At 55.4% G+C, this 23,159-nt stretch carries 13 protein-coding genes; 4 read left to right on the top strand and 9 right to left on the bottom strand.

The genetic code is table 11. The features are described from left to right. Window positions 1–31 precede the first annotated feature (31 nt). From ACLH0H_RS13215 to ACLH0H_RS13200, 4 genes are read right to left on the bottom strand one after another with little or no spacing between them, the layout of a single operon-like run. The gene (locus ACLH0H_RS13215; protein WP_236277579.1) at window positions 32–2,386 is read right to left on the bottom strand and encodes a DUF262 domain-containing protein; all 2,355 of its coding nucleotides are present in this window, start codon (window positions 2,384–2,386) and stop codon (window positions 32–34) included. Between the two features lie 15 nt (window positions 2,387–2,401). Beyond that, complete coding sequence (locus ACLH0H_RS13210; protein ID WP_411382297.1) at window positions 2,402–7,813, bottom strand: FtsK/SpoIIIE domain-containing protein; 5,412 nt, start codon at window positions 7,811–7,813, stop codon at window positions 2,402–2,404. After that, on the bottom strand, window positions 7,807–9,360 hold the full coding sequence (locus ACLH0H_RS13205) for a hypothetical protein (protein WP_411382296.1): 1,554 nt from the start codon (window positions 9,358–9,360) through the stop codon (window positions 7,807–7,809). Before ACLH0H_RS13205 ends, ACLH0H_RS13210 begins: the two co-directional genes overlap by 7 nt. Further along, on the bottom strand, window positions 9,357–11,432 hold the full coding sequence (locus ACLH0H_RS13200; RefSeq protein ID WP_411382295.1) for a hypothetical protein: 2,076 nt from the start codon (window positions 11,430–11,432) through the stop codon (window positions 9,357–9,359). Before ACLH0H_RS13200 ends, ACLH0H_RS13205 begins: the two co-directional genes overlap by 4 nt. Window positions 11,433–12,298: 866 nt before the next feature. Here ACLH0H_RS13200 and ACLH0H_RS13195 point away from each other — a divergent pair. After that, window positions 12,299–14,962, top strand: a complete 2,664-nt coding sequence (locus ACLH0H_RS13195; protein WP_411382294.1) for an ATP-binding domain-containing protein — start codon at window positions 12,299–12,301, stop codon at window positions 14,960–14,962. A gap of 516 nt (window positions 14,963–15,478) precedes the next feature. On the opposite strand, the gene ACLH0H_RS13190 is transcribed toward ACLH0H_RS13195, so the two are convergent. The 3 genes from ACLH0H_RS13190 to ACLH0H_RS13180 form a co-directional block, all read right to left on the bottom strand. After that, window positions 15,479–16,147, bottom strand: coding sequence for an inovirus Gp2 family protein (locus tag ACLH0H_RS13190; protein WP_143979031.1), 669 nt, complete (start codon window positions 16,145–16,147; stop codon window positions 15,479–15,481). Window positions 16,148–16,519: 372 nt separating this feature from the next. Then, a complete protein-coding gene (locus ACLH0H_RS13185) occupies window positions 16,520–16,750 on the bottom strand; it encodes a helix-turn-helix transcriptional regulator (RefSeq protein ID WP_143979032.1) in 231 nt (76 codons plus the stop codon). Between the two features lie 67 nt (window positions 16,751–16,817). Beyond that, window positions 16,818–17,165, bottom strand: coding sequence for a hypothetical protein (locus ACLH0H_RS13180; RefSeq protein ID WP_411382495.1), 348 nt, complete (start codon window positions 17,163–17,165; stop codon window positions 16,818–16,820). On the opposite strand from ACLH0H_RS13180, the gene ACLH0H_RS13175 reads away from it, so the two are divergent. From ACLH0H_RS13175 to ACLH0H_RS13165, 3 genes are all read left to right on the top strand, one after another. Beyond that, the gene (locus ACLH0H_RS13175; protein WP_411382293.1) at window positions 17,088–18,629 is read left to right on the top strand and encodes a YfjI family protein; all 1,542 of its coding nucleotides are present in this window, start codon (window positions 17,088–17,090) and stop codon (window positions 18,627–18,629) included. The genes ACLH0H_RS13180 and ACLH0H_RS13175 overlap by 78 nt on opposite strands. A 1,060-nt stretch (window positions 18,630–19,689) precedes the next feature. Continuing rightward, the gene (locus ACLH0H_RS13170; protein ID WP_411382292.1) at window positions 19,690–19,950 is read left to right on the top strand and encodes a DUF6124 family protein; all 261 of its coding nucleotides are present in this window, start codon (window positions 19,690–19,692) and stop codon (window positions 19,948–19,950) included. Window positions 19,951–20,217: 267 nt separating this feature from the next. Continuing rightward, window positions 20,218–20,538 (top strand): DUF2388 domain-containing protein, encoded by a 321-nt coding sequence (locus ACLH0H_RS13165; RefSeq protein ID WP_411382291.1) that lies wholly within the window; start codon window positions 20,218–20,220, stop codon window positions 20,536–20,538. Between the two features lie 124 nt (window positions 20,539–20,662). Here the strand turns inward: ACLH0H_RS13165 and ACLH0H_RS13160 are convergent, their stop codons facing one another. Continuing rightward, complete coding sequence (locus tag ACLH0H_RS13160) at window positions 20,663–21,502, bottom strand: MBL fold metallo-hydrolase (protein WP_411382407.1); 840 nt, start codon at window positions 21,500–21,502, stop codon at window positions 20,663–20,665. Between the two features lie 8 nt (window positions 21,503–21,510). Next, window positions 21,511–23,154 carry a malate dehydrogenase (quinone) gene (mqo, locus tag ACLH0H_RS13155; protein WP_411382290.1) on the bottom strand — a complete coding sequence of 548 codons (1,644 nt, stop codon included), beginning with the start codon at window positions 23,152–23,154 and terminating at the stop codon, window positions 21,511–21,513. Window positions 23,155–23,159 lie beyond the last annotated feature (5 nt).

Raw genomic sequence — 23,159 nt, 5'->3', positions numbered from 1 at the left:
CGAGCCGAGTGCTGCGCAACCCCGGGATGGTTTAACGCAACCAGGCGTCAAGCTTGTCGAACACACGCTGACACAAGTGCTCGGAGCGCGTCGCAATGAAAGCGTCATCCCAATGGAGGCCATGCTGTCCTCTCAACGCAAGAGGAGCTAAGTGTGAGAGGTAGTTCGAAGCACCGACCAAAGACGAAAGGGCTGGAGGTACGCTGCCAATTCCGAGTGAGGCAGCGAGAGAGACTCCTGTGGTGCCTGCTGCCGTCGATCCTGGTGTTGTGAGATTCCAGTAATAGAATGCCTTGTCGGGCCACTCGGAATAGATTGACGAATTTACCGGCCCAGAGAGGAGGGTCAGGTTGCCGATTTTATCGACGATAGAATAGTTGCCAGGATAAATCGTGGCAAAGAAGTGTGCAGGGAACTTGATCAACGATGGCCGCTCGCGAGTAGCAACGTGCTCGATAACCTCATATTCGCTAGAATGCCAGACTCGACAATTAATCAAATCGGCGGAGTTCGGCATCCCATTGGTGAAGAGCCCCTCGTTAGCGGCCGTAAGGTCTGGTGCAGCGTCATGAGCTGAAACAAACAGCGCAAACCGGCAAACCGCCTTTCGAGAATACCAGGCGTTCTCTTTAGCCAGGTCCACCCAGATTTTACGAGCTGCGACTGGGTCCGCTGCGTCATAGACCTTCTGATTTCCCAATGCCTGCCTGAACCCTGCTTTAACGAAAGCGGCCGTCTGATTCGATGCGCCATTTGCGAACGAGATGTTCCCTGCGGTCGACTGGAACAAGGCTCGGTAATCTGAGTCAGGGAAGCGTCCCTGCTGCGCCCCCATGTAGAGCGTGAAGAAAGCAGCCGTTGCCTCGCACACCGTTACGAACTCAGTCGCAGCAGCTACCTTAGCGGCCGCACTGGCCTGCGCGCGCAGCAGCTTGGAATAAAAGACGCTCAGCACAGCGTGCGCGAACTGATGACCGGCGTCTTTGAGATAGAACACACAAAGTGCAGCACGGTCAGCCTGCTGTGGCGATAGCCCCATGGTCAACAAGTGGTTACACAAGCCGAATGTGGCAGAGTTTTTTGGAGACCTCCGCGGCTTAACGAAGGTTAGGAAGTACTCTGCCTGATCCGCGATAGATGTTATGAAATCGACCGACTTCTGCGTCGGCACGCCTGCGGCAAGAGACCCTTCAAGTGTGTCGGTCAGCCAGTCACGCTCTTCACTAAAGCGCCGGCTTCGCTCCATCCCATTAAATACCAAGGCTGAGGACACGATAACCTTGTCGGTCAGCTCCTCTTTGTCTGACGAATTGCTCTCGGTCTCAAACACCCTCTCGATGCGATCTACCTGCGGCTTGATAACTGTGGCGTAACCTGCGTCCCAGGCTTTAACAATCTGCGGTTTGAACACTTCGAATGCGGTCAGCGGAGTACCTGTAGCATTCAGCGACTGGAACATGTCGAAAGCCAAGCCAAGATCCAAACACTCGATCACAACCAGATGGCATGAATTCTTCAGGAACGAACAGACTGCCAATAACAACATCCCACCGTAGTAGAGAGATTGCTCATCTGGCGGAAGGGTGTGGATATTCGCCCAGATAGGGGGATAAGCCATAAAGTTGGACAGACTTCCATCGGTGACACAATTCGCCGAAAACAACCCAGTTGCAAGCGATGCGTCCGCCGCCTTGATCTCTTCGCTGATTTTCTGTCGAAAAACCTCCGATACCGATCGTACCCGCTCGTCTGTCGAGATCGAATCGATAGCTATACCTGCGATGAAACTCGAGAGGAAACTCGATGTATTGGACCGATAGTAATGGTTGATGTCTCCGCAGAGAGTCCATTGATCCGAAACCGGATTCGAGGAGATGTCGCCTGCTCTAATAATCTTCGGCTTCAACTTCGGCTGCGCACCGGTTTTCGTGATTTCAACTGCGTAAAACGGGCGAATGTTCGGAAGCTCATCAGTCAACTCGGTGGCCAGCGTAGTGAACTCCGGCGCGGAACCTGCAAGCGCCTTGAGCTTAGGCACCATCTGATTGATCTGTTCTTCGATAGCGCAAGCGAGAATAGAGATCGAGGTGATGCGTTGCTGACCATCGACAACGTTAGCCACCTTAGTCAACAAATTTGGAGTGTCGGAGTGGATGCCTGTCTGCACATTCTTCTCTTCATGAAGAATGACCGTCCCCAGAAAGATGCTATTTTCGGGCTTTGTCAATGTGCGTTTGATGCTCGAGAAAATGTCTTCAATGAGCTTCGTAGCGTTCTCCTCGTCCCATGAGTAGTTGCGCTGATAGTAAGGAACGTAAAAGCCGCGCCCTCCCTGGGAGAAGAAGTCGTAAAGGCTAGCTGCATCGTGTTTGAAAGGTTGCGCCACAAATAAATTTCTAAGTTACTGGCTTGAGTTATCAGCTCGGATTGCGGCCACAGCCGCCTCGATATCTTGATCTGACAAAAAAGGAGCCTGCGCGAAAACAAGGCCCTGCTCCCCGTTGAGCTTGGCGGCCAGATGCCCTCGGCCCAGCAACAATTCAGCTCCTGGCCGGTCGAGCGCAATCTTGGATGTGGCCTCGCTGGAGACCTTCAAGATCAGCCGATTGCCCAAATTTTCTCGCAGTTGCATCGGCATCACATCCTTGTCTGGACGCTGTGCCGCGAAGATCAAATGAATACCTGCCGCACGTGCCTTTACGCCCAGCCTCTGAACTGCCGTACCGACTGCGGATTTATAAGCATCGTCGAGCATCCAGTCTGCAAATTCGTCGTGGATCAGGAAGACCATTGGCAGTCGCTCTTCGGTCGATACTTTCGAGTTATAGGTCGGTAAATCGCGAGCTCTGGCTTTCGCAAAAGCGCGGTAGCGGTCCTCCATCTCCTCAACCAGAGCGTCAAGAACCTCGGATGCTTTCTCCTTGGTGGTTACGATTTCATCCCGCATGTGCGGCAAGTCGGCCAATGGCGCGTAGTCAACCCCCATCTTAGGATCAATCAAGATGATTTGGGCTAGCTCCTTAGGATTGGTCGCAGCGATATCTAATATAAGGGCCTGGATGAGCACCGATTTGCCGCTGCCCGTACCTCCAGCCACCAATGAGTGCGGTTCATGCGATGAAAGCCCACCAAACTCAGCGCCCAAATTCAGATACAGCAACGCGCCATTAATCTCCTGGAGCCCCAGTAGAAATGAGGTGTTGATACCCGCAACATTTCTATTGAGGTCTCGACGCGACCAGAGCTCCCAAAGGGACACAGCCTGCCTCTTTGCGCCAGCGACCGTAACCACGATCTCGCCTGGCTTAGGTTGGACAGTTACTAGGTTGATGGCGTGAGTAGTAAGGAGTTGTGTACGTTTATTCTCGATATCTTCGACACGCAAGCGATCAGAACCTGCCAAACGAACTAGGCAGCCGTTTGGAGTCAAGCGAGTGCCTAGAACAGCCGCCTGGAGACCGTAGCTATTAAGCGCAGATTTAAGCCTCTTTGTGACCTCTTTAGCCCATTCCTCCCGTTCGACATCGGCTTGCGCACCACCGGAGAACTTTGACGCGACCAGATCAGAGAACCCGCCCCCGAAGCTGGAGCTCGTAACAGAAAGCTGATCTGAAGTTGAATCTGCAATAGCTACGGATGCAAGAACCGGCTCCTCTGTCAGTACTGGAGGCGCAACCACTGGACAACTCGGCGCAGCCATCTCGGCGTCGTTACCTAACGAAGCGGCTTCTTCAGCAAACGTATCAATCTGCCCACTTGATAGCTGACCTATTGCGGCCAACCATGGCACTCGCGGGGCGGGCAATTTAAAACAGTGCCCTTCCCAAGGCTGCTGGGCCCCAATACCTGATCGAACCTCGTGACCTCCAGAGCCTTTAGCATAAGCTTCGGCGAGTTTTCGCAAGTCCGGCCGATCGAAAACCTCCTGCCAAGCCATAACGCCCCCTGTCTCATCAAGAAGCTCCTGCTCAGACGCCGAGGCGGAACCTGCGTCCGAGGTGTGAACGTAAACGTGCGAGTACCCACGCAGGGAAATCTCTACATCGCCATCTCGCAACTTGGCGCGAGCACGCTCCATCAAATCCGTCATACCGGGCGGGATGTCCGCATCTATAAGCATATCGGCCAAGCGGGCCAACCAAATATCCCGATCAAGGCGACCAGGATCACCGAAGAGCGCCTCACGGAACATGCCTAATGTTGCTAATAGTTGATTCTTGGAGCCTCGTCGCGCCTGAGCCACCCCATCGGCTCCAACATATTTTGCCTCAACAATTGAAATGACGACGCGAACAGTCTCCTCGTACTCCTCAACGTTGAGCGCCAAAATATCCGCGATACGGCTTTCAGGTTGAGATAGCCAGCTTGCGTAATCGTCGAGTAGGAAATAGGCGGTCAATACCTGCCTACCATTCGCTGAGGCTTGGAACTCCTCTGCAAGCAAGTAACGACTTAGCACAAGGCCTAGCATTTCTCCTGCAGATACACCTCGCTTGGCTGCACGCAGTACGATATCTCCGGAGACTGAAAGTGCGTCGCGCTTCGCCTTGTCGACAGCGATTTGAATCTCGTCGGATCCGAGCTGGAGATTCAACTCATCCAAGCGTCTACGAACCAACACGCTCAACAACCGAAGCTCCGAGGTCGAGCTAACAATCATATTGCGGCCATTAGTCGAGCCTCTACGGTAGCGCACCACCGTAATGTTGTTGTGCTGAAGCTGGCGCTTGTCGAGAAGCTCGTCGTAGGTGGCTACCCATTCGGCCAACTCGTGAGCGTCCCTGATTATTTCAGCCAGAGCTGGGCTTTGAAGGGAAATGCGGCGTGCAGGCAGTAATCGCTCCCCTGGCATAGCGTCCGTCTGCCGGCAAACTGCGGCGACAGCCGACACGTACGCCCAACCTGATGCCGTTTGCCATGGGCAAACTAGGAATGTGGTCGACTTCAGCTCGTTCTCACCTGACACGCTCCGGTAAGACCAGCGGGAAGGCGCATGATCCAAGTTCGGCCGATCGTTGGTCCACTGCACTGGGAGCCATTCTGTTTGGGCCTCGCGCGCGACCACGTCATGCAGGAAAGCCACATCGAAAGCCTTAAAACCCAGCGCACTCTCTCTTGGAGTCGCCGAGAGGGGCATTACAGAAATACGCAGCTTCGAGATGAAGTTTTCGCTGGTTTCGCTGACTACTGGCAGATCGGGATCATCACCAGCCTTGTTGACCAGCTCGCCATAGACTCGCCGCAGCTTTCCTTGATCTGAGTGGCGTACCGAAACGCTGCATTGGAGCTTGCCATCCTCTTGTATAGAGGAGAGCTCGCGCACTGTGGCCAGCGGCAACTCAGCTGCATCTGCGTTATAAAGCACAACGCTAAGGTTGCTTGCCTCGTGGGGCTGCAGCCCAACATAACGCTCCAAGAGCTCGCGCGCCTGTTTGGCTGCAGCCGTTGGATCGACATCGGTCATGGCTTCCTCAGCGCCACGCGTCGGTGACTCCAAAAGACTATAACCGTTAACCGTGCTGCTCTCCGAGACAAGCGTCAAAGCGCCGCCCCGATTGAGAACCGCAATCTCTGGATAGAACGGATGAGCGATCTCGTCGGTAAGTTCCCGCATAAAAATCTCGCGGTCACCATAGAGAATGCTAGCGCTGGAGAGCAAGTGTGTAGCGAAACCGGCAACGCGTCGCGTCTTTACCGCAAGAGCCTTCATTCGTTCTGGATGCCAAGGCGGGATGATAACTGCTGGGTTCTCGCCGGCAACACGCACCGTCCCGACCGATAGTATTTCAGCGACCAGCCGCGAGCGACACACATCACCACGAGCATTTACCATCAAGGTGTTCAACAGTTCGGCGTAAGACTCCGCTTGACGCATAACGGCATCGCCATGTAGCCCAGTCGTGACGAAGTCCTCCATCGCCTTGATGTAATCCTCCTCGAACTTATCCCACGATACCTTTACCTCGCTCTGCTGATGAGCCGTCAGCCTACCCTGCTCGGCGAGCTCTTTGATCCGGGTCTTAATCACATGGCGCAGGCTTTGGAGCTTGCTGGCCGAAGAAACCAGCGACCCCGCATCAGTCGAGTAAGTCGCCTCCAGCGTCCCGGTGTCGAGCAACGAGACGTTTTGTACCCCACCCTTCTTGCTTACTAACTTGCGGGGGACTTCGGTACAACCTACCGCGCCCTTCTCCAAGAGGCGGCCCATGTCTGCGACCATCGACAAGCCAATTGACGTGGGCCTGTAGCTCCAAAGGAGCTGCGTTTTAGCTAACACTGCCTCTTTGTCCTTAGCGATCTGGATCAAGGCAACGTCAAACTTGATCTGCAGGGCTAGGCGCGATAGCGACGGGTTCGGACGAACCTTGCTCTTCTTATCATTGCGAAGCTCCTTCTCCTTAGCGAAGAAGGCCTCATAGTCGAAGAGGGGATCGGGTAAGTTTGCATTGCCCAACCGCTCGACCTTCCACTCTACCTTGGAGCCCATGAGCTCCTTTAAGCCGCGGTACATAGCCGAGAAGTAGCTGCCGGCGTCGTAGTTGAATCGCTCGCGCCACTCCTTACGGCCTTTGGTCACAGTGAAACGTAGGATCCGCTCTCCTTCCGAATCACGCAGGCCGGCATGCAAGCTATTAACCACTCGAGCGAAGCCTTCGAAGAAGTCATTGCAGTCAATGGGCTTGCCATAGAGAGCTTTTTCCCAGCGCGAGCAAAGTTTGCTGTCTTGCTCCAAGAGCCTTCGCTGCTTAACGAAAAATTCTTCGTCCTCCTCCGTGAAGTCAGAGCGACGCTCACGCCCCTTCAAGTCCTCCAATAGCTTGCGACCCTCGGCATCGAGTGAGTCCTCCTGATCACACTCATGATCGAAGAAACGGATCGTGGACTCTGCTAAGCCAAGTTGCTTTTCTTTCGGTTTGTCAAAGGCAAGATAAACGCCATCGCTTTCCCACTCGAATTGGGCGAGGGCATCGGATGCCTCTTGATCTCCAGCAGGAGCTGCGACGAATGCATCAAGGGCTTGGCGGGCCCCCTCCGAAATTTCTGCAGTATTAGCCTCGACTCGCTCAGTAATCTCCTCCGAGTCAAGAGGCTGGCCATTCTGGCGGAGTTTTTTAAGCAGCGGCGCACGCTGAGCAAAGAGTTTGGTGAAAGCCTTGTGCCATGGTTTACGCGATGCTGAGAAAGTTTTGGCATTCGAGAAGAAGGCGCTGTCTCTGGGGAGTCCCGCGCATGGTAAGGCGTAACCAACAGCATCACGGATGGGCAGCCCGTGCGTGGCGATAGCCTCGACAATTGCAGAACAAAACTCGCCAAGCTGCACTAACGAAAGTTCCGAGGATGCTAACAATCCGGCTAGGGCTGAATGGAACACCGATCGGTCGTCGAGGACTGGTGCAATACCGCCCGAATGAAGCGTGGCCTCGACCCACGGATCAGGGTCAGCCCGCATCTCCTTGGCGCCAATGGCCATGACATGACCCAATGTGTCCGCGAGGTTGTGCTCGTTGCCATTGGCAGTCAGGATCGCCGCTTTGGCGGTCAAAGCGTTATTGCGCACATAGCCTGCGTTATGTGGAATCAGAATGTCAGACGGTAGGCCTTGGCCTTCTACCAAGGCCTCCGGGATCATGAGTTCTACCCGGGCAAGCAGGTCCGGATTGGCAAGGATGGCTCGTGCGACTGCCCCGATCTGACTGGATGAAAGCTTGTCTAGCCTGAAGAGCGCAGCCAAATCACCAGACTGGCCAGGATTAGATATGCGTTGGGCGAGAATATTCGCGCCGACACGCCCAATAATGCGATCAGTCAGCATGCCGCTTCTCCCTGAAACGCAAACGGGTTTTCTACAAATGAGCAGGAGTCAGAAAGCCTGCGAACCAAGCCCAAGCTGACGAGACGGGCCTCAAAATTGTTTCGGTTCTCGCTGAGTTCTTCTTGGTCTACTAACTTGGCGCTGACTAAGCGCGCACCCTCTGCGTCACCAATTACCAGGCCATATCGGCACTTGGCTTCGGCGAGAAACTCATCGAACTGCATCCTGTCTTCCACGATGGAAACCACAATCGACTTGAGTAACCTATCGTTCGGCGCATAGCGGGTGCGTCTCGATAGTCTGCGTGAGCTGAGCCCGATAGCACGCGACCATGACGCATGAATTTTGCCGACATGCTGCTGATGGCGTGCCAAAGCATTATCAGCCAGTTTGGTAACCAACTCATCTGGACTCTTATCGGTGGAGTCCTCGTCGTCGCCACCATCAGTCGGCGGCCACTGGAAGCACTCACGCATGAGTTTTACACGCTCAGCATCCGGAAACTCTGCAGATTCAGCTGCAGCCCATTCAACATTCAACCGGATCGACTCAACATGAGCCCGCACCGCCTTTGCTGGCAGCCCTTGATTGAATTGATAGCTATCGCCAGAAAGCGCTCGCACCTTCGTTCGCTCCTTGGAGACGATTTCGCAGATAATCTCGACCGGATCGTCATCACCAGCAACCCGCTTAGCTCGTTCCAAGAAATAGAGCAGCATGTTCAGGCCAGTGATCGCGATCAAATGCTCCAATGCATCATAGATCGGCATATCCCTGTCCAAGATCGACAACCAGTCGTCGCAGATTTGATCGAAACGATTATTGGCAATTTCGGGTAGATAACCCGAAAGCCGGGGCTCTTCGACACCCTGCGGCGTACCTTGCAGAGCCCTAATCAAACGATTCATCGTTGCTTCGTTATCGAATAGGCGCTTGGCAAGGCTGTCACCGAGCTCCGCTCCACGCTTAGCCCGTGTGAGCATGAGATAGAGCAGCTCGCCTGTACGAGCAAAGAAGCGACGATCGTTGCTCATATTTCCTTTTGCATTGATCGCCAAGTCCTCATAAAGAGCGTCTGGGCCGAAAGGAAAGACGAACTTGGAACTCCAACGCTTGTTACTGCGAGACTCGAATGACGAGGAACGCAGCAGTTCGATAGCCTTTGCGAAGTCATCAAAGCTAGTGAATGAGCGGCGCAGATAGGTCATGTCTTCATCACCATTACCTGTGGCTCCCTGTCCAAAGCGCTCAAACCACTGCTTCCACTTCTCCTCATCAGACGCGGCGCTCTCCGCAATCGATTCGACGTATGGGTTGTTGAACAGTAACCCACGCAAACGGACTTGCCGCTGCGGCTTGAACATAACTGAGCCGCCCTGATCCTGGTGAGGCCTGAGCGGCTGATCCAAATTCGAGCCGAGTACGCCCAAGAACTCTAGAACAGTCAGGTGAGGAAGCTGCTCGTCATAAAGGCGATGACCCCAAATGTTCTCGTCGACGCAAAAATCGACGCTTTTAATCTCAGGCCTCTTGATTATTCCACTCATTCCGAGATCCTCACCGTCACAGGACGTGAAAAGCCGCGACCACCTGGCTCAATATCGATGAAGTTGAGTGTCAGCATGGCGGTCTCACTACCTACTTCATCATCATCTCCTGCTAGGCTGGCTTTCTTGACGATCTCTGCCTTCCGTAAGAGCTTCGCCTTGAAAGCCAGCAGATCTTCGAGGCACTCATTGGAGAAGCTCGCTGGCAAAGCCCCCTCAGCCACACGCGAGAGAAACTCATGACGGATAGGGGTCAAGTCGAAAGCAACCGAATTGCCCGGGCCCGCAGCGAGCGAAACGTCGAGTCGAGGGCGGCCCGTATCCTCGACAAGCTTGATCGCCATACCTACGCCGCCCTGCCTGCGGGAGAACGTCTCGTGGTCACAAAGCACGCTGACTCGGCTTTGAGTGAAACCGCCCGAACTAGCGATGAAGATGCGATCTTCGTTTTCGAGAAGGAGACCTGTTAATACGCGGTTAAGGCCCTTAGCAAGGCGCCCGCGGACTATCTCGCTAACGGGCTTCTGCGCCTTGAGCGCTTCGATGATTTCCAAGTAGTCCCCAGCAAAGCAGAATGCTGTCATCGACCAATGCGGATAACCTCTTTCCCCATCCGGAAGTGTGAAGAAGAGCCTGCGTCGCTGGTCTTGAAGCATCGTAAGGAACTCGGCCGCCTCTCCTTCCAAGCGTGCCCCCTCATACCCTTCCAAATAGGAATTTTGGGCAGCGCGGAAGGCAGTCGTGGCCCCATAGATAGGATCGATCGCGACCAAACGCTCGAAGTCGGCTTGCAGCCGCAAATCGTCCTTCCCATAAACCAGCAACCCATCAGCAGCATTGGTGGACTCATCGCCCACGCCAAAGCTGGACATCGCCTTGAAGATAGGGCGGTCAGAGGTCCTTCGCTTAAGGAGATTGGCTCCGAAGGCGTTGGCATAGACACTAGCCGCCCCAAGAGTGCCTCCTTCCTGAATCTTCGCGACATCGGCACAGGTCAGCAGGTTGTCCTTGGCCTGCTTGGCATCGGAGCAACCGAGGATCATATTTGAACAAAGCGCAAGTAAGTCGCGTATAGGTAGATGCAGCCCATTGTGCCTGGCGATTTCAACCAAATCGCCCAAGCGACGAGAGAGCTGTCCACCATCCGCCTCACCCAAAAGCCTGCGGCGATTCTCGTCGATGGGACAAACTTTACCGTCGGCCTGAAGTGCACAGCGTTTGCAGTTGTCCCACTCGGGATGCCCCGCCACAGCCATAGCCACCTCATCTAACGTTTTGCGGCTAGTCGAGCGACTAAGATCGAACACAGCCAGGCGCTCAGGAGCTGGCCCGGCCTGTAAGAAGCGCTCTTGCAGCGGCTTGCGAAGTGGATGATCACGCTCCTGGCGACGGCCTAGATCACGTAGACGATCAAGAATTTGGCCATGGTTTGCGGCAAGAATCACTACCTCAGAATCATCGCCTTCTAGCACCGATCTTTCCAGTCGCCGCAATGGCAGATCGCTCTCGTCGCCATTGAGCTCGGAAAGATCCTTGATAAAGACAGCCAAGCGACCATCCGCCAGATGTAACTCTTTCACGTTGCCCTTGGCGGCCCAAGCCTTGGGGTCCCCCCCAATGCGCTCCCACAGGGCACGGCAATGGTACGTCTTACCATCACCAGCTGTTCCAGCTATCAAAATAGATCCTGGCGCCTTGGATTCAATGTGCCCCACCATGTCCTCTAATAGAGGTGTCGACAGGCTAATCGGCTTTACTCCTGCCTGTGCCAACGCCCTCGAAACGTACTCGTCGAACATCGCCAGATTGCTCGATGACGGCCCATAGCTACGTAGGAATTGAACCCAATCACTTGCCGGTGGAACCTCAATGTCAGTACGCCGTACAGAGCCGCCACGACCTTTACCGGCCTGCAACACCCCCTGTCCTATCAGGGCGTCACGCGTCTGCCAATAAAACTCATCTCTTAGCTGTGGAAACTGAATCCTGAGGTGCTCTAGCAACGACTGGTTTCCAATACTGGAGCCATCGGAGGGAACGGCGGCCAGCAAGGCCTCAACCAACTCATTCATGCACCAAACCCCCTCTGGCACCAGTCTTGACAGGTACCATCAAAATCAATCAAAGACTGTCGGGGATCAGAGGGGAGGTGTACTGTAAGGCTGCGACAGCAGCACATATTGAAAACCATCCCTGCTGTACCGCGACCTTCCATTTGCGATGTTCGTTACCTTATCTACTGACCAAGCACGGGTAAAGACATGCTCGGTTTTTTTGGCAACATACTCAGGCGCCAGCATGTAGGAGTAATAAGATGCCTAGTGTAGCGTTAACGCAACGGAGGCCGTTGCCTCGCGTTCGGCTAGCGTCAAGCACGGACGCGATCAGGCCCATGGATTAACAGGCCTTCCCTCCTCCTTGAACGGCGGCCCAACCTTGGCCTGGTTAAGACTCTTCAGCCTGGGACATCGCCTGCTAGCACGGGTACGACATTAGGCTCACGCGCACGATGATCAGCAGCCATGCTGCTGACCATCAATAGCCTTGGAAAGGGTGATCGTTCCGCTCCGCACTTGCCAAACCATGTTGAGGTTTCAAGTCGGCCAGGAAACGTCATGGATGGGACTTGCCACGTATGCCATTCAGATTTAGCACGCGTAGCGCAGAACGTTAACCGCTGGGCTGGAGTGGCCCGTGCTGAATTCAGCACTGCGCACCGGATTGTGATTGCATAGCGCGTTTTCATGGCTCATACGCCAAATCCAAACCTTCTTCTCACCGATAATTCGTTGGTTATCATGGCAATCTGCTGGCAACTCAAGCCGCCAGGATTTAGCATCTGGGTCAGCCACAGAACATCACCACCCTGAGCACAGGACACGGACTGTGACACGCCTGGCCGGCCAGGCGATGCCCAATTGAAACAAGGAGAGCCTCAATGAGTTTCAGTGATGCCCACGACGTTGCGACTGAGGCACTGGAAACCTTTCACAAGATTGAGGATGGTGCAGCGCGACTTCTAGCGGCACGTAGCGGTGAGGCGTCCGACGCCCTGGCAGTGATCAACACGTTCACCAACACTGCAGCTGTAGCCAAAATCGCATCTATTAGTGACGCCACAACCAAATCGTTGCTCAGCCTCGTCCGCGAACCTGCAGTCTCACGTGTGGTTGCCGAGACTGACGAAGGCGAGGTGGTCACCTACTATATCTGCCGCACGACCAACATCACGGTCAAAGGGACAATGCTGGCGGGCTACCGTACACCTATCGGCCGCCTGGCCGTCTTCGATGTTGGAGAAAGTGTCGAGCTTGAGGTTGCTGGGAAGCAGAAAGGCTATCGTATTCTCGAAAAGCTGGAGCTGAAGCCTCTAAAGAGAGACGACGTTTGGGATGCCATCGATAGCATTTGGCGCCGCCAGCGTGCAACTCCACAGACAATCGCTTCCCTTCGAAAGCTCGTTCAGCCCGTCGACGACAATGCATTCCTTGCGATGCTGGACGGCGCATCTGAGGAAGAGAAAATCCGGGAGGGTGTAGTCCATGAAATACGCAGAGCCATGGCTTTGCGAGACCAGGCCATTCTCGACAAAATCCAGGACGAAATTTTCCGGCTGTCGATTGATCATCAGCTGATCATTCTCGGCCCTCCAGGTACCGGCAAAACCACAACATTGATCAAACGCCTTGGGCAGAAACTCGACGTGCAGGCATTAAGCCCAGACGAGCAACGGCTGCTTGGATCATCGACAAACCGCCAACGCTGGATGATGTTCACACCCTCCGACCTGTTGAAGCACTACGTCAAAGAGGCATTCAACCGGGAGAATGTTCCCGCGTCTGACGATCACATCAAAACCTGGAACAAGCGTCGGCATGATCTGGCCAGGTCAACATTTGGCATTCTGAGAACCGGCAATAGCGGTAGCTGCATTCTCAAGGAGGATCGCCGCTACTCCAGCTTTTCGGTCAGTGATGATCCTCGTCAATGGTTTGCCGACTTTAAGGCGTATCACCAAAACCGTCTGCTCAGCTCACTCAGGGAGGGCGCTGGCCTCCTGAAAGATTCGGCGCCGAACCTCTCGGATCCAGTCGTGGAAGAGCTGCTCACCACGGTAGATGAACTGAGTCCCGAGGGGTTGCTCGGTGCATACGCGATCTGGAACAGAATCGAGGCGAGGATCGAGCCGCTGCTCAAAACCAGCCGCAAGACGACCGACAAGCTTATCCAGCAGCAAGGTAGCCTGCTCTACAACAGGAATAAATCTGTTTTCGTTGAGCTCGCTACCGTCCTCGAAAGCCTGGGGCAAAGCGAGGATGAAATCGAAGAAGGTGAAGAGTTCGACGACGACACTGGCACCGATGGCACGAGCACACCTAACCACACTGCGGAGCGCAGGGCGTTTCAGGCGTATCAGCAGTTCCTGCAGAGCCACGCGCGCACCCTGTATCGAAACGGCAGCCTTGGGAAGTCGAGTCGGGCAGCCCGGATTCGTGACTGGCTCGGAGATAGGGTTCCGCCAGCTGAATGGCTGAAAACGCTGGGTCGCGAAATGTGCTTCCAGAACGCTCTGCGGCGGTTCAGGAATGCGTGGAAACGTTACGTTCTGGAAGTCCCTACGAGCTATCGCGCGTTCCGCCGAGAGTGCCTCGCACTTGAACTCTATGACTACCAGAAGCCTGACACCCCCGCGCACATCGACGAGACCGAGCTGGACGCTATCCTGCTCCTGATGCTCCGGTCAGCGCGCGAACTCATTCGGCAGGAGTTCGTGAGACGATACCTTGATGATCCGCGCTTCGCAGAGCTAGCCAAGATTTCTGACCAGTTCCTGCACCAAGTGCTGGTCGATGAAGCGACTGACTTCTCTACCCTTCAGCTTGCCTGTATGGAAAGCCTGACTGACCTGTCGACCGAATCGTTCTTCGCGTGTGGTGACTTCAACCAGCGAATCACCGGACATGGCCTGAAACGCATTGACCAGCTTGAGTGGATTTCCCCGCGCCTCAAGCCTCGGCGAATCAACACTGTCTACCGTCAAAGTCGGCTGCTGAACACCTTTGCTATCAAACTTCTCGATCTCATGCAGGGAGATACAGAAGCTGTCGGCACCCTGCCAGAGCACTCTAACCACGAAGGCGTCCAGCCCGTGCTAGGTGAGCACCTGAGTGAAGACGACGCGTCCACTTGGGTCGCGGATCGCATCATCGAGATCGATGCGCGGATGCGTTCCAAAGGTGAGAACATTCCGACCATCGCGGTACTGGTCACCTCAGAAGATCACGTCCGGCCGATGGCGGATACGCTTACCAAGAAGCTGGAACAGATCAGCCTGCGAGCCACTCCATGCGCGGACGGCCAATCTTTGGGCAATCAGTCAGACATCCGGGTATTCGACGTCCAGCACATCAAGGGCCTCGAATTTGAAGCTGTGTTCTTCGTCGGAGTCGATGGCCTCGCTGAGGCTAACCCGGGGTTGTTCGAACGCTTCTTGTATGTCGGGGCTACCCGGGCCGCCACCTACCTGGGCATGGTATGCCATGGGGAGCTGCCGGCAAGACTGGAAAATATCCGTCCATTCGTAGCCACGCACTGGTGGTGATCGTGGGTTAAGCCTGGCAGCCCATTTCCTGCAGGTGGGCTGAGAGGTCGCATTAACCTTAAGAGATGGAGCTGGGCATCAAAACAAGACGGTCATCGCTCATGGGCCCGGCGCATCGTAATGCCGCAGCCCATCGGCTCACGATCCTTGGGTTGCCTCTCACGTTTCAACCAGGCTTTCCTGCTTCTCCATCCACTCGATCATCAGCTCGCCCCATGCAATGTCAGCCTGCATAGCTGCTTTCGCATCGGTCGAGTCCCGCTTGCCATTTCAGTCCTCCATTGACGTCGAGCTAGATGTTATCCCTCACCGACTGCCGACACAGCGGGCCAGTGAAATCGGGCAGTTGCTACCGCATCAGTGGATGCCGGCCTGACTTACGCAAGGTGAGTTGGGCGGACGCTTACTTTGATCAGCCATCAGCGCTCGTAGTACCGCAACCTACTAGCGCGGTAACTGGCAGGCAGCCTCCCGTAACGTGTTGATACGATGGAGCCAGACCTCACGGGTAGGCAATTAGCCCCTGCTGCTTCCGAACCCATGATGATTATCCCCGTAGGACTTCGTAGCTCCCTTGCATAGGTAGCTGGACCGCAGAAATAACTCCGGTAGCTCATCCATCTTGCCGTCGGGGACGTCCCGGTAGATTCTATACGTGGCATCGTCGGTGATATTCACCAGCCCACCGACTTGATCGACCGATAGCCGCAAAGCGCTGGCCCAAGCCTCCTGCAGGCGCGCAACGAGATTTCGCCTCGTAGATTGCAGCCGCCCCGGCCTGTGATAAGCATCATGATTCAGCAGGAATACCAGGTGGTAGTGCGGCCTTCCCTTCATTCCAACCTCCCTTGCCCAGGCATAACGGACCCTGCAACTACGAGTGTCCTTCTTTTGCTCACGCAGCTGACTTCGGTGGTGTTCGATCTTGGAGCCAAAGGACTCGATGAATCTGCTGATGACCTTGTTGGTATCTGCGTAGTTGGACAGATCGATATCCTTCGGCAGGTTTAGGTCCACCCTGAATGCCATGACCCTCGGATACTGGGCCAGTGCCAGCTCGATAACACGCAGGAGACGAAATAGGTACTCTTCTACAAATGGCCCCTTGCCGACCATCAAGGACAGACCACGGTAGGTCGGTTGGCGGTACAGGTGGAGGTTTGTGTTACCTGGATGACGAAGCATGGGTATGACTCCTGGGTGAGTTTCATACCGATTTTCATCATGTGGAATTTTTAACCGTTATCTCCTAGTGCTCTTGATCCCTCGCTGGATATGCAGTGGTCAGTGCCTGCAACCCGCATCAGCAACGCGGTGCACCCTACCGGTGGGAATAGCTAGTAAAAGCATAATACTCGTGCCGCAGATGATGTTCTCGACTGCACCGTGATCGCGGAATGCCTTTTCACGGCCACTCCGTGAATTTCTTCAGGGTATCTACTCCGGAAATAAACCATCGCTTTGCTCGGCCTACTGGGGCGTCCGACGTGGGACTTCAGCCTACCTAGCATAATCGCCATGACCAGCCATAACTGGTCATGGCGGTTATGCTGGCTTTTAACGGGCCATGCTCAGGTGACCTGTAGACCTCACTGCAGAGCTCTCGGTCAGATCACGCTCCTCAATCCTTGCCAAGATCCAATCGTGCACCTCGCTCTCGACCCAGCCGACGCAGCGGTCGCCCAGAGATACCGGTTTCGGGAAGGTGCCTTCCGCGATGTATTTGTAGATGGTCGACCGGGCAAGACCTGTCGAGTCGATGACTTCCTTCAGACGGATGATTCGCATGAGCAGGCTCCTCTGTGGCTCAGAGGATGTGCAGGGGACGTATAAAAAAACCGCGCAGAGCCGCGATTCAATCCGCGTCCCAATCGAGCTGGGGGAAATACATGCCCCACCTCATGCTCGTTAAAACCAGATAAGGAAGTAATTCAAATAGTCTGCTATTTTCGCTATAGGCTAGCGAAAATAGCGGGTAAAAATTATCAATACATATGATGAAGAACTTGAAGCCATTGGCAGTGAACCAATTACCTACCAGAACGGCTGGCCCTGTTTCCGCGAGCACAGCTTGGTAGAGGCCGCTGTAACTGAGGCTGCCCGAGAGCTGCAGGTTTCCCGAGAAATGGCAATGATGTGCGCCTTCGGGGCCATGGCCACCGCTTGCCAGAAACGTATCGATATACGAATGCCAACCGGACACCAAGTGCCAACCTCACTGATGCTGCTGACCATCGCGGACTCCGGTGAACGCAAGACCACCACACAGAACAATTTTTTCGAGGCGATTAACGACCTGAATGATGTAGCGCATCGAGCCTACGAGGTCGCCTTAGTGGAGCATCGGGTCGAACAGCAGCTATGGAGCACGCGCAAGAGACACCTGGAGCGTATGTACAGCAAATACGCAGCCCAAGACGACGCCGCCGCCACGCGCGCGGCCCTAGAGACTGTCGCTGAGCATGTAAGAGCTGAACCGCAATCCGCCCGCTCGGGCAAGTTCCTTTATGAAGACACCACCCCGCAGGCCCTTGTGCAGATGCTTTACGAAAACACGCCCAATGGCTGCCTGCTGACTAGCGAAGCCAACAGTATTTTCAGCGGCAAGGCCTTGGGTGAGCTCGACAAAATCAATACTCTCTGGGATGGCAGCAGCGTTATCGTCGATCGCATTTCCAGAGAAGGCTTCATTCTCCAAAATGCCCGCCTCACCTTGTCACTAATGGCACAACCTAGCGTGATCGCGCGCTTCATGGGCAGGCGCGGGGAGGAGGCTCGCGGCACGGGCTTTCTCGCCCGCTTCCTGGTCGCCAAGCCCCGCTCAATGGCTGGCCAACGTACCGATCAAAAACTATCTGAACTGCCTCGCCTACAGGCCTTCAATGCCCGCATCCGCGAATGCTTGGCCCCCTCCGTTTCGCCTGATCGCCAAGTACTACGTTTCTCGGAGCCGGCCGCAAATCTCTGGTATCAGTACAGTCGGCAACTCGAACAACAAATGCAGGAAAACGGCCTATACCACTACGCTAAGGATCACGCTTCCAAGTTGCTGGAAAACACGAGCCGTTTGGCGGCCATCCTACATACGTTCGAGCGCACCTCAGACAGCGATATCGAGATCGACTACCTTACCCTGGAGTTCTGCTGGAAGTTCGCTCAGAACTGCTCAAAGCACTTCATCGAGCACTTGGCCAACGAGCCGCAGCTCGTGACGGATGCGAACCAACTGGCACACTACCTACTGAAAACCGCCCACAAAGAAAGCCCTCTCGCAGACAGACCTACAAACAGGAACAGAAACGACCCCTCACCCAACACGCGCCTCTCATCGACGCCACCTAACGATCTGATGACAGGGCAACGAACCACTTTCACACTAACCCAGGTAAAACAGTACGGCCCCAGTAGTCTCAGGGGACGGGCCAATACTGAGCGTTTGGAGGCAGCCATTGAACTGCTGACCAAGCTGGGACATATCGCCAAGGAAGGAGGCCGCTACCGGTTCCAAGAATCGATCCTGCTCAAAAGAGGAGAACCTGAACTGAAGAACGGCGAAACGCTCACTATCAAGGAGCTTCCTCTGTTCAGCGAACAAGAGTATTGGAAGCCTGAGGTAAGAAGCGGGTTTGGGGCTCAGCCGAGCTACTTCATCAAAATCCGCGATTAGCGGGTAAGCTGTAGCTGGAAAACATCCCCCTCGCTGAGCTAAAGAGAACCAGAACACAGACTGGGAGCTCCATGCGCAAGCCGGCACAGCAATGGGGAATCGCGCGCGATTGTCACGTTTATGCACGAGATTAAAAAATTAGAGTTAAAGGTTACGTTATAACATGTATCAATGAGAGGCTTGGCGAAAACGGATCTGACCTCCAGATAGCCTTTGCATCAAATAGGAGCCGCCCCCATGAAAAATGGCTAACAGGTCCGACTCGAGCGGCGGAAAAAGAAAGCACCGACCTCAGCGGAAGCCGTTCACCCTGAGGAAGATATTTACGTGAGAAGAAACGTCTATCTAGTCCATTCAGCCCTCAGCGGTATGACTGGAAGGGATACCGCTGCAAGTCACCGAGAAATGAAAATGACACAATCTCGGAGGGCGACGTTCCTGCTCAGCCTCAGCGCTTCACTTACCAGCTAAAGCCTGATAAGTAGCAGAGAGGCGGTATAGCAATCGCACCCTATCAAGACGCCCCAGGGTACCAAGCAAATGTCATTAGCATTCCAAATGGCATTCCAGGCAAAAAACAAAACCGTCATTTTATTTCAATATCAACAACTTACTCCACCTGTTCAGATTACCCCGGCTCGAAAAAAACGTCCACGGACGTCCTTTTTGTTCTTGAAAACTCAGCACACGTGCAAGAGGAGGTTTGGATCAAAACTTAACGCGAAACCCGAATTGTCGCTGCATGGAACTTCGGAATTTTCCTGCAAGGTGTAGCGCTATTGATGAACTGGCACGCTTCGACCGATGCGCATAACCTTCACCCGTCGCTGCAAAATCAGCGACCGGGTTTAGCAGCTCGGTTAATATCAAGGCCTGCAAAGCCACCCTTCGTACAAGCGATGCTTTCAGCATCCGCTGGTTCGTATTATGGCGGCTGTGCGTGGGGCACTTTCGGGTGCGCTGGGTTCCTTGATTCCTGGTCTGCTAACCCGCGTACGGTCGCCACCCTTTTCGTTTAGCAGCGATGTCTGGCGACTCCATCAATCAAGGAGTTTCAGCCATGAAAAAAATCACGCCCAATCCTCCAACGTCTCTCTTCACCGTCAACGAAACCATCGATCCCGAAACCCTGCTGATCCAGGCCAGCGAAACCCTGTCCTCGCTGGACGCAATCATCACCGACCTGGCCTTTGAACTCGATGGCATAAACCGCCAAAAACTCTTGGGTAGCCAGCAACTCGTGGTGCTGGGCGGATTACTCGTCGAACGTGTGCTGGCCACGTTGGCACCCACCACCGATGCGCAACCTTTCCCGACGTGATCTCAGTAGCAAGCGAGCCGCGCACAGGCCACCGCCGCGGATGACTGACCCTGAACTCGCCCAAGCAATCGCGACGTCATACTGCGTAGAAGGGACAGACTTATTTCAGAAAAATAAATCTGTCCCTTTTTCTTCGGCATCATCATCTAAAGACGTCCACGGACGTCTTTTTTGTGCCTGGAATCCTTCAGTCTAAGCCTACTAGGATAAGCTTCTCCCCCCACCCTGACATCCCGCCAGCCGCACATCGCAACGGAAGCACCAAGCATGCACTCACGGACGTATCTTGCAATCGCCCTATTACTGACCGGCGCTCAAGCCGTTGCGGAAGATAAAGGTTCCTACCAGAACTCAATGATGATGATAACGCTGGCGCCCACCGCCCTACTTAGCGCAACCAGTGGCCTTACGATGCTGGCTACAAAAAACTTCAAGCCAGCCAAGGCTGACGCGCTAACCTTCATCGGCACGGATGGGGAAATCCGCGGCGCTCAGTTTGAGCAAGCCGTACGCTTTTACCGAACGACGTACAGCCCGCCGTTGATGACTGACCATCAGCTCGCCCTGGCAATCGCAACTTCATACTGAGCTCAAGCTTTCACATTCCTTTCACACTCGAGCATTTATGGTTACCCCAGCTCCTTGTGAACATCCCTTTCAAGCCCGCTTTTCCCCATCGCGGGCTTTTCTTTGCCTGGAATTTGCCCTCGCCTCATTTCCCACCGCCAGCCTCCCGCGCTCGTTGCAGCTCACGCGCATCATGGCTACAAAATATATCCACCGCCGCGCCTCCATCAGCCGCCAACTGGCGCAGCCTCTGCTGGTTATGCAGCCGCGCCTGGCGGTCAGTGTCCATCATGCTCTGGTAGAAGCGCATCCCAGGTGGGCAGCGGCGTTTGGGTAGATGCACTTCGTCATGATGAAAGTAGGCATCGCCAGCATGCAGTTTCCAGCCCTCGGCGGTGCGGATGGCGATGCCTGCGTGGCCGGCGGTGTGGCCGCGCAGGGGCACCAGCAGGATGTCTTCTTCCTGGGCGCCGACCAAGGCGCGTACCGAGTCGAAGCCGAACCAGGTGTCGCCGTGCGGGGCGTACAGTTGCCAGCCGGCGACGTCGCGCCATTGCGCGGGCAGGAAGCGGCGCTGTTCGATCCAGCCATTCGCCAGGGTGGCGTGGTTGAGTTCCTGGTGCATCACGTGCACGCGCGCGTTCGGGAAGTCTTGCAGGCCACCGGCGTGGTCGAAATCCAGATGCGTGAGCAGGATGTGGCGGACGTCGTTGGGATGGAAGCCCATCAAGCGCAGTTGCTCGAGGGCGGTGAAACGGTGCTTGAGCTGGATGTTATTGAATGACCGGAAAAACCGGCTCAGGCGCTCGGGATGCTCGACGTCCTGCTGACCGAAACCGGTGTCTACCAGGATCAGGCCATTGGTGGCGGTCTCGATCAGCAGGCAATGGCACACCACCGAGGCGGTGAGGCCGCGGCTGTAGCCATCGAACAGGGCGCCGCCCAACGGGCACATGCAGCCACAATTGAGATGATGCACACGCAGGCCCTGGGTCATGGCTGCAGATCCGGGTCGGTATCCACGTGCGGCTGCTTGATCGGGTCGATGGGGGGTTTGGCGCCGGGTTGGCGGTCGATGTCCGGTGGTGGCGTCAGTTGCAGCAACTCGCTGGTGTAGCGCCATTCCTCCACGACTTTGTCGGGGTGTTCATTCAAGTGCGTGCCGTAGCTGGGTACGATTTGGCGCAGCTTGTCCTGCCAGGGCGCGCTCGCCAGTTTGTCCTTGAACACCCTCTGCATCAGGTCGAGCATGATGGGCGCTGCGGTCGACGCTCCTGGGGAAGCCCCCAGCAAGCCGGCGATGCTGCCGTCCTTGGACGCCACCACTTCGGTACCCAGCTTGAGCACGCCGCCCTGGTCTTCATCCTTCTTAATGATCTGCACGCGCTGCCCGGCTTGCCACAGACGCCAGTCTTCCTTTTTGGCGTTGGGGAAATACGCTTTCAGCGCATCGAAACGGTCGTCGTCCGATTGCATCAATTGGCCGGCCAGGTACTGCACCAGGTCGAACTCGCGCACACCGACGCGCATCATCGGCCAGACGTTGTGCAAGGTCATGCTGGCGGCCAAATCGAAGTAGGAGCCTTCCTTGAGGAATTTGGTTGAAAACGTCGCAAACGGACCAAACAGAATCATCCGTTTGCCATCGAGTACACGGGTGTCCAGGTGCGGCACCGACATCGGCGGCGCGCCCGTGGAGGCAATGCCGTAGGCCTTGGCCATGTGTTGCTCGGCCACCTGCGCATTGTCGGTCACCAGGAAAGACCCGCCCACCGGAAAGCCGGCGTAATCCTTGGCTTCCTCGATGCCGGATTTCTGCAGCAACGGCAACGCCGCGCCGCCCGCCCCGATGAACAGGAATTTCGCATCGGTGGCGCCGGTCGTGCCGTCCTTGAGGTTTTTGTATTCGACGTGCCAGGAGCCATCGTCGTTGCGCGTAATGTCGCGCACTTCCGTCGACAGTCTGAGGGCGAAGTTCTGGCGGGTTTGCAGGTGGCTGACGAACTGCCGGGTGATTTCGCCGAAGTTGACGTCAGTGCCGATGGGCGTCCAGGTCGCGGCGATTTTTTGCGAAGGATCGCGGCCCTCCATCATCAGCGGCACCCATTGCTTGATCTGCGCCGGGTCTTCGGAATATTGCATCGGCCGGAACAGCGGGCTGGCCTGCAGCGCCTCGTAGCGTTTTTTCAGGAAGCGGATGTTGTCGTCGCCCCACACGAAACTCATGTGCGGCGTGGAGTTGATGAACGAGCGCGGGTTGTGCAGCACGCCGGTTTTCACTTGCCAGGCCAGGAACTGCCGGGTGATCTGGAACGCTTCGTTAATTTCGACGGCCTTGGTGATATCGATCTTGCCGTCTTTTTCCGGGGTGTAGTTCAGCTCGGCGAGCGCCGAGTGGCCGGTGCCGGCATTGTTCCAGCCGTTGGAGCTCTCCTCGGCGACCTTGTCCAGGCGCTCGACCATCTCCATCGACCAACCCGGCTCCAGTTCACTGAGCCACACCGCCAGGGTCGAACTCATGATCCCTCCCCCCACCAGCATCACATCGACGCGCTTGGTTTCAGCGGCGTACGCGTGCGGGATGCCCAGCGACAGGGCCAGGGCGGTCAGTGCCCCTTTGAGGGTCGGGTTGTTCATGTTGC

Origin of the sequence: Pseudomonas sp. MPB26, from assembly GCF_046605355.1 — a bacterium.
GTDB classification, from domain to species: Bacteria; Pseudomonadota; Gammaproteobacteria; order Pseudomonadales; family Pseudomonadaceae; genus Aquipseudomonas; species Aquipseudomonas cedrina.
This window is presented reverse-complemented; position numbering and strand designations above follow the sequence as displayed.